At 39.4% G+C, this 15826-nt stretch carries 21 protein-coding genes; 20 read left to right on the top strand and 1 reads right to left on the bottom strand.

Features of this window, described 5'->3' with window-relative positions:
• The first annotated feature begins 24 nt into the window (after nucleotides 1-24).
• From ABGV42_RS13475 to ABGV42_RS13410, 14 genes are all read left to right on the top strand, one after another.
• Complete coding sequence (locus ABGV42_RS13475; protein ID WP_347382095.1) at nucleotides 25-324, top strand: hypothetical protein; 300 nt, start codon at nucleotides 25-27, stop codon at nucleotides 322-324.
• Nucleotides 325-532: 208 nt separating this feature from the next.
• A complete protein-coding gene (locus ABGV42_RS13470) occupies nucleotides 533-895 on the top strand; it encodes a hypothetical protein (protein ID WP_347382094.1) in 363 nt (120 codons plus the stop codon).
• Entirely contained in the window at nucleotides 879-1652 is a 774-nt protein-coding gene (locus ABGV42_RS13465) for a tyrosine-type recombinase/integrase (RefSeq protein ID WP_347383230.1), read from the top strand. Before ABGV42_RS13470 ends, ABGV42_RS13465 begins: the two co-directional genes overlap by 17 nt.
• A 186-nt stretch (nucleotides 1653-1838) precedes the next feature.
• Complete coding sequence (locus ABGV42_RS13460; protein WP_347382093.1) at nucleotides 1839-2582, top strand: barstar family protein; 744 nt, start codon at nucleotides 1839-1841, stop codon at nucleotides 2580-2582.
• Nucleotides 2583-2766: 184 nt separating this feature from the next.
• A complete protein-coding gene (locus ABGV42_RS13455) occupies nucleotides 2767-3384 on the top strand; it encodes a hypothetical protein (RefSeq protein WP_347382092.1) in 618 nt (205 codons plus the stop codon).
• Between the two features lie 148 nt (nucleotides 3385-3532).
• Nucleotides 3533-3994 (top strand): SLATT domain-containing protein, encoded by a 462-nt coding sequence (locus tag ABGV42_RS13450; protein WP_347382091.1) that lies wholly within the window; start codon nucleotides 3533-3535, stop codon nucleotides 3992-3994.
• Between the two features lie 171 nt (nucleotides 3995-4165).
• The gene (locus tag ABGV42_RS13445) at nucleotides 4166-4774 is read left to right on the top strand and encodes a hypothetical protein (protein WP_347382090.1); all 609 of its coding nucleotides are present in this window, start codon (nucleotides 4166-4168) and stop codon (nucleotides 4772-4774) included.
• Between the two features lie 210 nt (nucleotides 4775-4984).
• Entirely contained in the window at nucleotides 4985-5434 is a 450-nt protein-coding gene (locus ABGV42_RS13440) for a hypothetical protein (protein WP_347382089.1), read from the top strand.
• Nucleotides 5435-5574: 140 nt separating this feature from the next.
• Entirely contained in the window at nucleotides 5575-6342 is a 768-nt protein-coding gene (locus ABGV42_RS13435) for a nucleotidyltransferase domain-containing protein (protein ID WP_347382088.1), read from the top strand.
• 201 nt (nucleotides 6343-6543) lie between these two features.
• On the top strand, nucleotides 6544-7197 hold the full coding sequence (locus ABGV42_RS13430) for a lysozyme inhibitor LprI family protein (RefSeq protein WP_347382087.1): 654 nt from the start codon (nucleotides 6544-6546) through the stop codon (nucleotides 7195-7197).
• Between the two features lie 237 nt (nucleotides 7198-7434).
• Nucleotides 7435-7758, top strand: a complete 324-nt coding sequence (locus tag ABGV42_RS13425) for a GrpB family protein (protein ID WP_347382086.1) — start codon at nucleotides 7435-7437, stop codon at nucleotides 7756-7758.
• Entirely contained in the window at nucleotides 7676-7978 is a 303-nt protein-coding gene (locus ABGV42_RS13420) for a GrpB family protein (RefSeq protein ID WP_347382085.1), read from the top strand. The genes ABGV42_RS13425 and ABGV42_RS13420 overlap by 83 nt, the downstream gene beginning before the upstream one ends.
• 225 nt (nucleotides 7979-8203) lie before the next feature.
• Nucleotides 8204-8797, top strand: a complete 594-nt coding sequence (locus ABGV42_RS13415) for a hypothetical protein (protein ID WP_347382084.1) — start codon at nucleotides 8204-8206, stop codon at nucleotides 8795-8797.
• A gap of 320 nt (nucleotides 8798-9117) precedes the next feature.
• The gene (locus tag ABGV42_RS13410; protein ID WP_347382083.1) at nucleotides 9118-9336 is read left to right on the top strand and encodes a hypothetical protein; all 219 of its coding nucleotides are present in this window, start codon (nucleotides 9118-9120) and stop codon (nucleotides 9334-9336) included.
• A 190-nt stretch (nucleotides 9337-9526) separates the two neighbouring features.
• On the opposite strand, the gene ABGV42_RS13405 is transcribed toward ABGV42_RS13410, so the two are convergent.
• The gene (locus tag ABGV42_RS13405; protein ID WP_431523647.1) at nucleotides 9527-9745 is read right to left on the bottom strand and encodes a transposase; all 219 of its coding nucleotides are present in this window, start codon (nucleotides 9743-9745) and stop codon (nucleotides 9527-9529) included.
• A gap of 87 nt (nucleotides 9746-9832) precedes the next feature.
• Here ABGV42_RS13405 and ABGV42_RS13400 point away from each other — a divergent pair, with 87 nt between their 5' ends.
• The 6 genes from ABGV42_RS13400 to ABGV42_RS13375 all read left to right on the top strand — a co-directional run bounded on the left by ABGV42_RS13400 (nucleotide 9833) and on the right by ABGV42_RS13375 (nucleotide 15826).
• A complete protein-coding gene (locus tag ABGV42_RS13400) occupies nucleotides 9833-10957 on the top strand; it encodes a GntR family transcriptional regulator (protein WP_347382082.1) in 1125 nt (374 codons plus the stop codon).
• 524 nt (nucleotides 10958-11481) lie between these two features.
• A complete protein-coding gene (locus ABGV42_RS13395; RefSeq protein ID WP_347382081.1) occupies nucleotides 11482-12783 on the top strand; it encodes an ABC transporter substrate-binding protein in 1302 nt (433 codons plus the stop codon).
• A 72-nt stretch (nucleotides 12784-12855) separates the two neighbouring features.
• Nucleotides 12856-13791, top strand: coding sequence for a carbohydrate ABC transporter permease (locus ABGV42_RS13390; protein WP_347382080.1), 936 nt, complete (start codon nucleotides 12856-12858; stop codon nucleotides 13789-13791).
• A gap of 17 nt (nucleotides 13792-13808) precedes the next feature.
• Nucleotides 13809-14645, top strand: coding sequence for a carbohydrate ABC transporter permease (locus tag ABGV42_RS13385; RefSeq protein ID WP_095289351.1), 837 nt, complete (start codon nucleotides 13809-13811; stop codon nucleotides 14643-14645).
• Between the two features lie 280 nt (nucleotides 14646-14925).
• Nucleotides 14926-15363: a hypothetical protein gene (locus tag ABGV42_RS13380; protein WP_347382079.1), complete on the top strand. Its 438-nt coding sequence runs from the start codon at nucleotides 14926-14928 to the stop codon at nucleotides 15361-15363.
• Nucleotides 15320-15826 carry a helix-turn-helix transcriptional regulator gene (locus ABGV42_RS13375; RefSeq protein ID WP_347382078.1) on the top strand — a complete coding sequence of 169 codons (507 nt, stop codon included), beginning with the start codon at nucleotides 15320-15322 and terminating at the stop codon, nucleotides 15824-15826. Before ABGV42_RS13380 ends, ABGV42_RS13375 begins: the two co-directional genes overlap by 44 nt.

Raw genomic sequence — 15826 nt, 5'->3', positions numbered from 1 at the left:
AGATCAGGGATAGGTGGTCAAAGAATGGAAACTAAAATGTTGTTTGGCGTTGGTTTAGTCTTTGAAACACCTGAATTTGGAATCATCGTTATGGGAGCCAACGAAGAGTTGGATGAACTACTTCCTTCAACGATCAAAGAGATGATCGGTGAACAGATTATCATCAAAAAAACGGATGGGGAAGAGCAAATATTTGAAGTTACTTCTACTCAAATTAAACATTCTATAGTCGGCAAGAAGAATATCGGTATATGTTTGGGTAAAGGGATTTCCCCAGACGAAGTACCAGCTGGTTCAATCGTCTACTGTTATCCATTAGGATAAGTTGATCAGTAGTGCAGGCTTTGGTGAAGCTACATGGAGTGGCAATTTTTTATTGCACTGGCTGTGCCTATCTTTACTTTTATATATCATAAATGTCCGAAAGCATCGGAAGGTCATCTGATTCCCTATTTGGGGTGAAGAGATCCTTCCTTTTTATTTTTCAGAATTTCGGAGAAAACATAACTATGCAAATAAGGGAGAGTTTCTGATGAATGAACATGCTAAATATGAAGAGAAGATTACTATAGCGAAGGGTTCCACAGACTCACTGCACATTCGTATCCCATACAACCCAGCATATATTCAGCGTATTCGTCAGATTACGGGCAGACAGTGGGAATCCAAACTGAAAGTATGGATCATTCCCTACACTATCGCTGCTGTTCAGGAGTTCATAAATCAGTTCGATCCAAATGATGTTCAGATTACCCCAGAGTTATGGGTTGAGAACGAAGATCTACAGCAATGGAAAGCTAGTAGAGGAAACAACATGTCATGGAGCAAAGAACAGTTGGACAAGGCGCTAAAGGTTATGAGGATACAGCCGCAAAACGATCAAAGCGTATTGTAATCAGGTAGAACGTTTTCTGAGCAGCTTTCCACTTAAAAGTACGGATGTGACTACATCCAATGTTCAGACGTATTGTTTAGGTTTGCTTGAGCGAGGAATCTCCCATTCAAGTGTGAATCAGACGATTAGCGCGCTCCGCTTCTATTGCAAACATGTGCTCCTTCAACCTACGGATATCCAGTATATTCGTCCCAAGAAGCAGACCAAGCTTCCAAAAGTGCTGTCCGAAAAGGAAGTTGCTCAACTACTCAAATCCGTAACCAACCCTAAACATAAGGCCATATTGTTTCTGACCTATTCTTCCGGGCTTCGTGTAGGTGAAGTTGTGCGTCTGCGTTGCAGTGATCTGGATATTGAAAGGAAAACAATCATCGTGAGACAGGGGAAGGGGCACAAGGATCGGAGGACGCTTCTTTCAAATCTTGCCTGGGATATCGTGCAGAAATACATAGCTGAATATAGACCTAATCGTTGGCTGTTTCCGGGGCAATCTTCTGATCGACATCTTACCGAGCGGAGCGTGCTGAAGGTTTTTGAAGAAGCAAGACGACGTGCAGGAATTGAGAAAAAGGTAAGTATTCATGCTCTAAGACACTCCTTCGCCACTCATTTGCTGGAAAACGGGACAGACCTCCGCTACATTCAGGAGCTACTTGGTCATACGAGTGCACGTACAACTCAGCGTTATACGCATGTTAGTACGAAAAATATCCAGCGTATTCAAAGTCCGCTGGATCGGATGGATTTGGGAGATTGAGGGCTGCTCTAAGTCTCCCTTTTTCTCCAACCTTTTCTTCGCAAATGTCACAATATGGGTTATCATAGACGTAGTTCGGATAATGGAAGGAATGTGTTGTATCTACGAAGTACATAAATTAGATGTTATAAGAAATCGGTGTAAAGAATAAACCCATAATTAATGCAAATACATAGGAGTAAATCTATGAATTACAAATATAGTCTATTCGACGAGGATGGCAGTTTAATTATCGGACATTGCGATAATATTGCTGGATTATTAGAAACGAACATTAGTGAAACTGCGGATGAGGATTACTACGATCTCAGTTTTATTAATTTTCATTTCAACGCTGACTTTAAACAGATTTGCTCAAACCGAAAGTATCCCATAAGTAATTTATACATACTTATTTTAGATCATTGTGGTAATAAGATAGGTAATTATTATTTTGTATTGAATACTCAGAAAGTATTTACTTCTTCAGATTTAAAAGATGGGCGAGATGTTAATATTGCTGGTTATCTTCCAATTGCTCTTTCTATGGAAATTCTAAGACTCTGGGATCTTGGTAGAGAGTTAAAACAAAAAAATATTTGGTCTCAATTTACTAACCACCAACGCGAGATCTGGATGGAGATAATCAGAAATCGCGATAATTGTTGTAAAATCTCCAGTAATATTCAGGACATAACTAATCAAACGTACTATGTTGATGGTCGACATATTACAGATAAGATTTCTTTTTATTTTGCGCTGGGTGAATCCATCAATGGCCCTGGAGGTTATTTCGGCGGATGTCTGGACAGCTTGTCAGATTGCTTGTGCGGAGGTTTTGGTGTGAAACCACCTTTTACGATTGAAATCAATGGATTTGCTGATAAATGCGAAATAATTGAGAATATTTTAGAAGTGCTTAACGAACATAATGTTAAAATCAAACTTTAAAACTAAAAATGATTTTTTGAAAGTTAATCGAAGAAGACACCGACATCTTATAACAAAATATTCAAGCAGCGGCTACTTTGGAGCCTTGGTCTGCGGGAAGGATCTCAAAGAGGAATTTCAGCAGGCAACCCCTTTGGGGTTCATGAATACAGGAACGTTATCGGAAATTCCATAAAGGAGTGAAATGATGGAAGACTTAATGAGGAATATAATTTATTCATCAATCCAAAATTTTTTTGAAAATGAAAATGATTTCTTTGAGTATACAAGTCAAACAGGCATGACAGAATGGAATTTGACCCATCACTTATGTAATGAGCTTAGTAAGTATATTTTTTGGCTGAACAACGAATTAGATGTAGCAAAACTAAATCACGATAATAAAAGACCCGATATTATTTTTCACAGACGGCAAACAAATCGTTTTAATTTGTTAGTCGTTGAAGCTAAGAAAAACCGTAGAGATAGGCATAGTGATATAAACAAGATAAAAGAAAATTGGATGGTAGGAAGACTCAAATATCGTTTTGGAGCATACATTAATATTTGGGGAATTCATGAGTTTGAGGCGATACTAATTACAAGAAACTCTAAAGAGTTTGAAGAAGTGAAAATCGATGGGAATAATAGTAAATACATATCACCTATGATGATTGAAAACCAATTCAGAGACAATATAAAAAAGGTTATAAACGAAATAAACAATGATTCAAACCATGAATTCTTAGAGAGTTCTTTGAAGAAAAAATTGGACAATGAGATTCTGAAGGTATTTTCGTTAGAAGAATGGAACATCCGATAACATTATATTCACGCATCGGGCATACGTCCTCGGTCCGGCAGAGGAGTTCTAAGAAGGTTGGGGCAGCCGGACACACCTGGCATTCGCCAGGCGTCGTGAATACGGGAACGTTAGGTGAAATTCGAAGTAATAAGTTGGAGGCAGTCACATGGAAGCAGTTAAAAAAATTGAAAAGATAGAAATGGATTTAAAGGAAAAGATAAAAAATATTAGACCTAAATTTGTGAAAACACGTCGAAAAGCTAGAATATGGAAGGTATTCATTATTTCATTAGGTATTATTACAACTATTATATTAGGAATAAAAGATATATCTTGGGGAAGCACTGTAGGATTTATTTTGTCTGCTCTTCTTACCGGGGTTACTGCGATTGAAAGCTTATATAACCACGCTTCTAAATCTGTTCAAGAACACGAATACTACGTTAAATTAACAGATTTGAAACAAGATATAGAATTTTATAAACAAGGCAAAGAATTAGAAGATTATCAGTTGTCGGATGTTAAGGCTTTTTTTGAAGAATTCAAGAAAATAAGAACTGAATTTCATAATTTTCGAGTTGAAACTGTAAAAGTATCTTATGAGAATAACAATTCTAAATCAAATTGAGAGGATTTCAATGAACTTCACCTAACATAATATTCAAGCAGCGGCTCCGATAGAGCCTTGGTCTGCTGGATGGATTTCGAAGAGGGATTACAGCACACAACCCCTACGGGGTTCATGAATACAGGAACGTTATATGAAAGGGACGCTAGCTAATATTAAGGGGAATCAAGGATGTTTAACTTTTTTCGTAAGAAATCGAAAGAAACAAAGATCTCACTAGAAAACCAAATAGAGGTTCTCAAAGATATTGGTATATCTTTCACAACTGATGATGATGGTGTTGTTAAAGAGTTGTTGAATCATTTTGATCGAGAAACTTACGAAGACGATCCCTATTCTCTCTTACTTTCGATGATGGGTTCAGATCTTATTGATGAAAATGACAATGAAGTTAGATTGTCGAAGGATGTTTGGAGCTTTGATACCGAATGCGTTGAGAACGAAGAGATTTATTCGACAATCATTAATGAACTCGTAAGTTTAACTCGTGGTAAGTTGCAAATACAACAGGTAAAAAGCCATGTAGATTTTGATAATGAAGATGCTAAAGTATCGTTTATTTTAGATGATCAGAAATATGAATGGGAAATACATTTTGAAGATGATTGGATTGACTTTAATTTGCTGAGGAAGATTGGGGAACTAGCTATCAGAAGTGACAAGGAAAATTACTTTATTCATTTTAATGATGGTCAGAATCTTACAATACTATATACAAGTAAAGTCAAACACAAATTAATTAATGATTTAATAAAAGATCGATTTTCTAAGTTAGCGTAGTCGAGGAAGGCGTCCCCATCATATAACAATGTGTTTACGCATCGGCGGACAAGCCGCCTCGGTCGCCAGGAGATAAGTCAGGGAAGTGGATTCAGGCGACACATCCTACCACCCAACCGCGGTCGCGTAGTCGTTCGACGAGCAGTTTAGGGTGCTAGGACGTCGTGAACACGGAAACGTTATACGAAACACTTCGAAAGCAGGCAAAACATGAAAACAAATAAAGCGATGAGAAATTTATTATCATTAAATGAGTTAACTGACTTAAACAAATCAATAGGATTGAATTTACTCAACCCCGATTTTTGTGAATGGGATAACTGTATTTTGATAGATGCTTCAAGTTTAAAAAACATAGGTTCTATTGAAGAGACTATTTATCAAGATCGAACGGATTTAGAGGCTTCAATTAATCATTATCACATAGAGAATTTAAAGATAGGATTAAAACTCATTTCTAATTGGGAAGAGCATTTAAAATTACAATATCCTGAACGAGAATTTATTTTGATTTTAAGTTCTACAATTGAAGGCGAAAACGTCGTGATTAGATTTTATCAACTTAGAAATGATGATCCTGAATGGATTAAATTAAATGATCTTGAAGGCTACAAAGAAGAAGCCATTTTAGTAATTGAGACTTTGAATGTAGTTCAGTGATGTGAAGTGCTTCGTATAACATAATATTCACGCTGCGGGCATTCGCCCTGGGTCCGGCATACGCCGGACAGCTAGCATTCGCTAGGTCGTGAATACAGGAACGTTAGCCGAAAGAAGTTCTTAGTTTAGGAGGAGTCTATATGATACTAGAAAAAGTTATAAATAAAATTGAAATACAAAGTGAATATAAGGATTTGGTTGATAAGTATATAGATCAGATCCTTACCGAATTTAAAGGTAAGATTCATAGCATTTATATGTGTGGCTCGATTCCCAAAGGAACCGCTAAACCTTTTAAGTCAGATGCGGACTTTACTATTGTCTGTGAAAATCCCGAAGATATTGATTACGAAAGATTGTCAAATATTAAAGACAGGCTTTTGAAAGAATATCCAATAGTCACTAAGATTGATACGATCATTTGCTCGATTGACGATGTATTAAGTAAACCACATGAGTGGGGTTTTTGGGTTAAGATCATTTGTGTTTGCCTATATGGTGATGACATTGGTGAAAAAGTACCACCGATCATTATTTCTCCAGCGTTCATTTTAGACTTAAATACAGAGACCAAGGAAGAAGTAGATCGTGTACGTCGTTCACTTTCTACTGCTAGTGATCACACGCTGAAAACTAGATATATTAAAGGGTATTCGAAGAGATTAATTCGTGCATTATACTCTTTGGTTATAGTAGATACAGGTGTATGGCAAGATGACATTATTGAGATGAAGAATGCCATAATAAACTATTGTGAGATTGGCTCCGCTTTAGTTGAGTATCTGTATGTTTGTTACTTGGATAGTGATGTACTTGTTGAAGAGTTTCTGGGAATTGCAGATGAAGTATATAGCTATTTTGAGAATGCTTTAAATACAATGGATGCTTCCAGAACTTCCCTCGACTAACACCACATTGACGCTCGGGGTCACTCTGAGAAGCGAGTGACCCCATCCAGCCCCCTAAGCCCGTCGGGACGTTACTGCATTAGGTGTTCGGCAAGCCTCACAACTAATAGCAGCGACTCTAAGGGGCCAGGACGTCGTCAATACAAAACGTTATGCGCCATTACCTGTAAATATTAAAGATCATATTTAAGGAGATAACTTATGAAAGGTAAGATACTCTTATTATTTTTTATTACGATATTGTGTTCATCTTGTCAAGATAGTAGTCTACCGACTACTTTAAACAGCGAAACTAATTCAATAATGAATTCTGAACTGCCTCCTGATGTAGTGAGTACAGGTGATGGAACAGAATCAAAAGAAATAACGGAAGGTCGATCAGATACTGCTAATAATAAAATATTACCCATTAGCATTGGAAAGCTTGATTTGAAAGGAGAATTTTATGATGAAATGCTTCGAAATCCTATAGATCATGATTATGAAGTGGAATTTAATGAATTTCTAAATTCCAATGAGATTATTACAACATTGGAATGGGGTACATTGGAAGGCAAATATACAGAGATTTGGGATAAAGAGTTGAATCAAATATATAAAACGCTTCTTTCTAAGTTGGATAGAGAACCAAGAGAAGCACTAATTGAATCGCAGAAAGAATGGTTACAGTATCACTTAAGGGAATCAAAATTTGTAGAGAAGACATTTATTGATAATGGTTATCTTGGATCAAGAGGATCAGTAAGCCTAACAACGGCTATAAGGGAGAGAATTAGGGAAAGAACAATGCAATTATTTGAATATCGATACCTGTTAGATGGTGAAGTTGAGTTTGTTTACCAAAATAAAAAATAGAGTTGGAATCTTGATCAAAAGTTGTTAGGTCATGCTTCGAAAGTAGTAACGGCGCTTAACACTGTATTTCAAGCTACGGGATACCATCCCTTAGTTTTTTAGATGTATAATCATGGAAGAACACTCGAACAACATACGACCCAGCCTAAGATAAGAGTTATCTAAAGCTGGGTCGTCTTGTGAATACAAGAACACTATCAGAAATCTTCGTAAAATAATTACGCAAGGAGCATTCCAATGAAGATTCAAAAACCAGTAATTATTGAAGGATACAATAGTGAATGGCCAAGAGCATTCAATATAATAGAATCGATTATATCCAACAAATTAAATGGTCTGGTATTACGAATTGAACACGTTGGAAGTACAGCAATCCCGAGTCTTTCAGCCAAACCAATTATTGATATAGATGTAGTAATTGAATCTATGGCCTGCCTACCACAGGTAATCAAAAAGTTAGAAGAGTTGGGATATATTCATGAAGGTGATTTGGGGATTAAAAACAGAGAAGCATTTGCAAGAAGGGACGTTTATGTACCCTACACTAGTGAAGGGCAATGAGAAGCACGAACATCATCTATACGTATGCAATAGGGAAAGTCAAGAATTGAAAAGACATATAATGTTCAGAGATATACTAAAAAAGCATCCCTTATTAGTATCTGAGTATGGGAAGTTAAAGTTCCAACTAGCTAATAAATACAGGAACAATCGCCAAGCCTATACTGCTGGAAAGACAAAATTTATTACGAGAATAATGAATGAATACCAAGATATTTAAATGTATTTCAGGAAGACGAAGACATCTGAAAACAAGGTGTCTACGTTGCGGGCCATTCGGCCCTTTATTTCGCAAGTTGAGGTAATCAGAGAAGCGGATTCAGCTCACAACTCTACGAGACTAAGTCCGTCGCATTCAGTTAACGACACTTCTTTAAGCCTCTTTGATTCGTAGATACGTTAGCTAAATTCCCTAAACTACCTATTTAGAGGTGTAAATTCAGAGATGTCTTATACAAAACCAGTTATTAGAGAACCGTATTATGATTGTCCAAAGTGGTTTGACAATGATGTGAATCGCTCAGAGTTTCTTACGCTTTCGAGCGAGTGTACATCTTCTGAAGTTGAACTCTTTTTAATACACTTATTTGGATATAGCAATACAAATGTAGATCAATCAATGGAAGACACTTTTAATGATCTATTTGCGAATGAATCTGTAGCTATTTTGGGCGGTGTTGCTTTTTTTGAAAGTGAAGAAAAATGTATTATGCCAAGTTGTTGCTGTGGTCTAGAACAATTTAGGGAGATTTATAATTCTATTATTAATAGAGAGAGTCCCTGGCTTGGACATGATCCATCACCGGGAATAACTTATAAGGATAACATGGCCATCGTCTGGTCTGATAATCCAGATTCTAATGATCGATCGGACGTTTTCCATATTGATTTTAAGTTTGAGGAAATTTTATCTTGTCTTGAGCAATCCAAATATGACTTGAAAGATTTTATTGATAAGCCGCTCTTTGAATGGATTTATCGAAGAGATCGAGCTACAGCTAATAAAATGAAAGATAGAATGTATGAGTGGTTTCTTTAGAAATTGTGATTATTAGTATTTATAAGAAGACAGGAACATCAGCTAACATAATATTCACGCTGCGGACATTCGTCCTTGGTCCGGCAGGAGCCGACACCTCAGCATACGCTGAGGTCGTGAATACGGGAACGTTAGCTGAAATTGCCAAAATCTAATTAAGTTCTCGGGGTGAGTTATGGGAGTAAGGAAAAAATACAAACGTAAGATCATACGTTTAAATCGATTATTCTATTGGTATGTTGAACCGGATATTGATGACGAAGGGATAGTTAAATTACATATCATTTCTGAAGATAAAAAGTTTTTGGTCACCTACGAAGTTGGTCAGTACAGTATTAAAAAAAAAACCGAAAATTGTGATCATTGGAGAAGAATTTGAAGGCTGGACAAGAGAATATCTTGGGTACAGGAGAGTATTAACACCAAAATGTCATGATGAAATAATCACTCCAAAATTAATAGGTGAAATAAATGATTGGTGCCTATTAAAAGATAAAGAAATAACAATCGTTAATTGGTATGGAGAAATAATAAAATAATGAAGAGTTGTAAGTAGATCGAGAAGTCGGGAATTCACGCTGCGCGATATGCAAAACAACGAGAGATAATTGATTTTAAAGTAGATTAAATGAATGGTTGTTGGCCGACGTCCTGTCCAATAGATAATAATCCATTTAGAGATCCATTCCGCGAAGTCCTCTGCTTTTAAGAGAGGCAAAAAAATTCGCTTCAGCTCGCTTCAGATTCTGTATCACCGAGCATTAAACCTAGAATCCCCCGATAACCTTCGGTATTGATGCCTGTACAACGGACCTTCACCACCATCGCATCCACTAAGATAAACGGGAATCGGCTTTCGACTAAGGGTCGGTTATTCCATGCCCTACCATGGGGTTTAACTGTAAGCAGAGGTCTGACACCGTAGACTTGGAAGACGCCATGCCACAGAAGTTCGTCGGTAATCTCAGTAACTTTGCGAATTACTCCTTGTGTAATATACTTAGTATATTAATATTACGATGTCAGGGTGGTTTTGTGGAATTGCATTTATACGAGCAGATATATATCTATATTGTACAAGAGATTAAAGAAGGTCGATTAAAAGAAGGAGACCGAGTCTCTTCTGAAAAAGAGTTGGCTGAACAATTTGGCGTCAGTCGTATTACATCTAAAAAGGCTCTGGAGAAATTGGCAGATTCTGGGGTTATTAAACGGATACAAGGGAAGGGTTCATTTGTGGCCGATGGTATAATTGGAGGACAAGAACCGAAGCACTATTCAGAGGTAAGAACGACCTTGGTTCCTGAGGATGATAAGCAGTTGATCGGGTTTATTATACCGAATTTTTCTGACGAGTTTGGTTTACAACTTCTTAGATCGATGGAAAAGCGGAGTGCTGAGCATAATTATCAACTCATTATCAAGCGAACCTGGGGGGATCGGGATGAGGAAAAACGTGCGATTGACTTATTTATTGGTTTAGGCATCAAAGGATTAATCGTGACCCCCATTCATGGTCAACACTATAATTCTGAACTGCTTCGACTTGTATTAGATCGGTTTCCCATTGTTTTGGCCGATAGATATCTAAAAGGAATTCCGGTTTGTTCGGTATATACAGACAATAAGAAAGCAGCCATGGATCTTACGCGTCATCTGATTAGCAAAGGTCATAAAAAAATTGCCTTTTTATCTCCGCCGGAAGAGAACACTTCAACATTGGAGGAAAGGCTGCTCGGATATACGTTTGCCTTCACCCAGGAAGGAATGAATTTGAACAAAGATTATGTATTAACAAACTTGAAGGGCACCCTTCCCAAGAACATAAACGGAACAGCGATTGAAAGTGATAAAGAAACAGTAGAGCATTTTTTGAAACAACACCCTGATGTAAAGGCGTTTGTCGCATCGGAATTTCTAATAGCTACCATGCTGGCTCAAGTCATCCACTCGATGGGGAAATCTCTGGAGGAATTCGAGATCGTTTGTTTCGACTCCCTGAATGATCACCTGGGTCAACCCATCTTCACTCATATTAAGCAGGATGAGAAGCAGATGGGTGAATTGGCAGTGGATATGTTAATCTCTCAATTGCATGGAACAGCAGTTCCCGAGCTGAACATTATTAAACATCGTATGGTCGTGAAAAATAACAGGTAGGGTTTATACAAGTGTAGCTAAACCAAAGCAATTGTTCAAAGTGTCGAGAAGTCCCAAGGGGCTTATCGGCACTTTTTTTGATATCAGACATATAAACTTCGAAGCAGGGACCTTCCTGACCTGATATCGCAAGAAAAACCCCTTTTAAACGCGGTCTGTCTTCTATGAAGTATGTCGATAGGCGATTTTCTTATGGTAAAGCATATTTCACATCAGGGAATTGGTTAGGGGACCGGAGATTAACCAACCTTGAAACGTCGATTTCTATATCTAAATTATAGCCATACATCATGAATAGTGATGTCGTAATATTGCAATTGACATGTTTTATGATGTCATATTAATATACTTAGTATAACTAGTGGGTTCCTATAACAAATTCACGGTGTTCATCATTTTCTGATTTTAATAGTTCATATCACCAAAGTTGTTAACGCTTACATAAATTGTGGATGATCAGAAAATGAAGTGGATCCTATAGGAATTCAAGTTAAACGAATTCATTTAACTAAGGGGGACTTTGAATGAGGAGATCCAAAAAATTCGCATTTCCAATTCTTGTTTGCTTTCTGGTTATGTTACTACTTGTAACGGCTTGTTCAACGAAGGGAGGCTCTAGCGATCAGGCCGGAGAGGGGATTACAACGGTTACGATGTGGCATGGTCTTACCTCCATTGATTTAGATAATATGAATAAAGTCGTGAAGGCATTTGAAGAGAAAAACCCTACGATCAAAATGAATTTGGTTTATACAGAATCCAACGAGGGATCCGATCAGAAGCTGCTGACTGCAGTCGCAGGCGGCAATCCTCCTGACGTTGCACTTTTCGATCGGTTTAAGGTCGGTACTTGGGCTGCGCAAGGTTCTCTGACTGACTTATCCTCGATGGCAGCAGAATCCGGAATACGTAAGGAAATGTATTATCCATTTGCATGGGAGGAGTCCAGTTATCAAGGAAAGCTTTATGCAATGCCGATGGATACGGACTCTCGCCTGCTATTTTACAATAAGGATCATTTCAAAGAAGTGGGGTTGGATCCCAACAAACCACCACAAACGATCGCCGAGCTTGAAGCGGCCGCCGAAAAGTTAACCATCAAGGAAGGTAAACGTTTCAAACGGATCGGGTTCATCCCATGGTATTCGCAAGGCTGGCTGTATACTTGGGGATGGTCATTTGGAGGAGAATTCCAGGATGCTGCCACCGGCAAAATTACGGCAAATGATCCTAAAGTCGTGGAAGCGCTACAATGGATGACCGACTTCGGCAAAAAATACAATGTCGAGGATATTGCCGGATTCACAAGTGCAGCGGGTACGGAGGAAATGGATCCGTTCATTTCCGGTCAAGTCAGCATGAAGATAAGTGGGAACTTTACGGTGAAGGGTATCGAAAAATTTAAGCCGGATTTAAACTACGGTGTTGCACCAATACCGACCCCAACAGGTACTAATTTTACGACATGGTCGGGAGGCGGGTCCGCTATTATCCCTAAAGGCGCCAAGAACATCGCAGCTGCTTGGAAATTCCTCGAATTCTTAGGGAAAGAAGAGGGGCAAACGTTATTAAACGCTGACTCTCAAATTTCCGTTATCGATTCGGTTAACGACAAATACGGTTACAAGGACGATCCGATTATGAAGGAATTTATCAATATTTTGCCCAATTCACATAACCGCCCGGTTATTCCTGAAGGACAACTGCTGTGGAATGAGTTAGCTTCCGCAACGGAAAAGGCTACCCGCGGTAACGGTACTCCGAAAGAGAACCTGGATAGAGTAACAGAGACTGTTAATAAGGCTCTAGAAAAATACGACAAATAGGGTGCTCGGTAGGCAGGGAGCGAACTCTCTCTCCTTGCCTATTCATGAATGACAATTGGAAGGAGAATGTACATGGCGAAACTGGCCGATCCAGTTCAAGTAAAAGCAATTCCATCGGCAAGGAAACGAGCACTCCACAGAACTAACGTGATTGGGTGGCTGTTTGCTTCACCTTGGGCTATAGGGCTGCTATGCTTTTATGCAATTCCCATGCTAATGTCCATCTACTTCAGCTTCACTACTTACAGCATTCTGCAACCTGGTGAATTTGTCGGAATCAATAATTATAGAGATCTTTTCCATGATCCTCTGTTTTGGAAATCCATATACAACACGATTTATTTTACGGTATTTTTTGTTCCATTAAGTATATTTTTCGGTGTGGCACTCGCTATGATGTTGAATATGAAGGTCAAGGGTATGGCTGTATTCAGAACGATCTTTTTCTTACCTACTCTCGTGCCACAAGTAGCTCTGGCTGTTCTCTGGATGTGGCTGTTACATCCAAACTTCGGATTGGTGAACGGGATGTTAGCGAATATCGGTATCGATGGGCCCGCTTGGCTTGGTGGTGAGTCGTGGTCCAAGCCCTCTCTCATTCTGATGTCGCTTTGGGGTATTGGGCAAGCTGTCGTTATCTACCTTGCTGGATTAGGAGACATCCCTGAGGAGTACTATGAAGCGGCGCAAATCGATGGAGCTAACTGGTTTCAGAAAACGAGAAAGGTAACCCTGCCTTTGCTCACTCCCGTTATTTTCTACAACCTTGTGATGGGAATGATTGGTGCATTCCAACAGTTTACTCTTCCCTATACGTTGACCAAAGGGCAAGGAACTCCTGCAAATTCCATGACTTTCTACGTCATGTATTTATATGAGAACGGATTTAGGTATTTCAAAATGGGTTATGCCTCCGCAATGGCCTGGATTTTATTTATTATCGTTATGGCATTAACCGGAATTATTTTTATTACGTCTAAACGCTGGGTTCATTATCAGGGGAAATAAGGAGGAGGAAGTAAGGGATGAATCCTACCGCTATCAAAAGAATCAATCGTGCGTTAGCCTATGTATGTCTAATTGTTGCTTCTGCATTTTTCATGATTCCGTTCATTTGGCTGCTTTCGACTTCTCTTAAACCACTCACACAAATCTTTACATTCCCACCAGAGTGGATTCCGCGTCCAATTCTGTGGAGTAATTATTCCCGTGCTGTTGAGTATATCCCTTTCTGGACATATCTGAAAAACACGGCGATTATAACTATCGTTAGTACGCTTGGTGTGATCATATCCTGTCCCTTGGTTGCATATAGTTTTGCCAAGTTAGAGTACCGTGGGAGAGGTATACTTTTCTTTGTTACCCTTGCTGTTATGATGATTCCCGGACAGGTGACAATGATTCCTCTTTTCCTGTTGTTTACTAAATTAGGTTGGGTAGGGACACCTCTTCCACTGATTGTACCCCAATTTTTTGGAGTGCCCATTTACATTTTTCTGTTGCGGCAGTTTTTCATGGGACTGCCTGATGCCCTGCGCGAAGCGGCCCGCTTAGACGGCGCTAGTGAGTTCCGCATATATTTACAGATCATGTTTCCACTAGCCAAATCCGCCGTATTAGCCGTGGCATTGTTTCAATTTATGGGGAGTTGGACTGATTTCATGGGTCCCTTGCTTTATTTAACCAATGAACCATCTTACACGGTTTCGCTCGGATTGCAGCAATTTCAGAGCCAAAAGGGATCCGAATGGGGTCTTTTAATGGCCGTATCCACCTTGATGACATTACCTATTATCGTTTTGTTCTTTTTTCTTCAAAAGACGTTTATTAGCGGCATTACATTTAGCGGTATAAAAGGTTGAACATCATTTAAAAGAATTAAGCTCCAACGATGCGGGACCCAAGGAAGGTTAGGTCGGACCAAGGCAGGTGTTCGGTGTAAAACGTAATCCGTTGACCCGCTTCACAGATCATAAGGACAACATTCCAGTTGCGAAAAGCGAACGTATCCCCTGTTGTTTTTATTACCAGTTGTCATGGGAATATTGCCGAAAATGTCCGAAAATTAACAATAAGAAAGAATCTCAATTAAAATGACAACAGCAACCATTTTACCTTTGCTATTGTCAGGAGATGAGAGAAATGCCGCAGCAAGAACAGACAAGTGGTTGGAGTGATACGGCGATTAAGATGCTTGACGAATATAGCGGTACTTTGCAGACAGGCAGCGTTCTACGCGAAACGGAATTAACTTCAAATGTCTTACTGCTGGCATGTGGAGGGGAAGGGGAGCTTGCAATGGATGGTGAGGGTTGCCACATTGGAGCTTCTTTTGCCTGTCATGTGGTGAAGGGGACATCCTTTACGCTGACGGCCAGAGCAGAGGACATTCATTATATGGTGATCATGTACAAGGCTTCTTCCATGGAGGGAGCCTCTCTTGTTGTGCCTTCGTATCGCAAACACCCGCTGCGCAATTCATTTGTACAGAATTCGGTAACCCACGCAGAATGGATCGAGAACGCGGAAAAAATTGTTGCCAAATGGCCGCGGCGAAGGGCTGGAACGTTTTTATGCTAATGCACTGCTCCAGGGTATGATCTACGAACTGATCATGGAGTATGAACGATGTCAGGGGGGAGCGGAGTCCGACATGGTGGATGTTGTCGCTTCCTATATAACATCGCATTATCGCCAGAATCTTGAGCTGAAAGAGCTGGCAGCCCTCGCGGGATGCAGCGTAAGACAGCTGCAGCGACGATTCAAACAAGAGAAGCAGCTCGGACCGATGGAGTACCTCATTCAGCTGCGCATGGAGAGTGCTTCATGGATGCTGCGTCATACGGATGCTTCCATCGGTGAAATTGCAGACAAAATGGGCTATCTCGATATGTATTATTTCAGCAGGGCGTTTAAGAAATATTATGGCGTTCCACCACTGCATTACCGACTTGCCGCCGCTTCAAGAAAAGATGCAGACTATGCGAATGCCTGTTGCAGAATCGCACGGCTTCTTCGTATCAGTCGGCACAAGGCCCGGTGA

Source organism: Paenibacillus pabuli (assembly GCF_039831995.1).
GTDB classification, from domain to species: domain Bacteria; phylum Bacillota; class Bacilli; order Paenibacillales; family Paenibacillaceae; genus Paenibacillus; species Paenibacillus pabuli_C.
The sequence above is the reverse complement of the archived record's forward strand: the minus strand, read 5'-3'. Positions and strand labels throughout refer to the sequence as shown.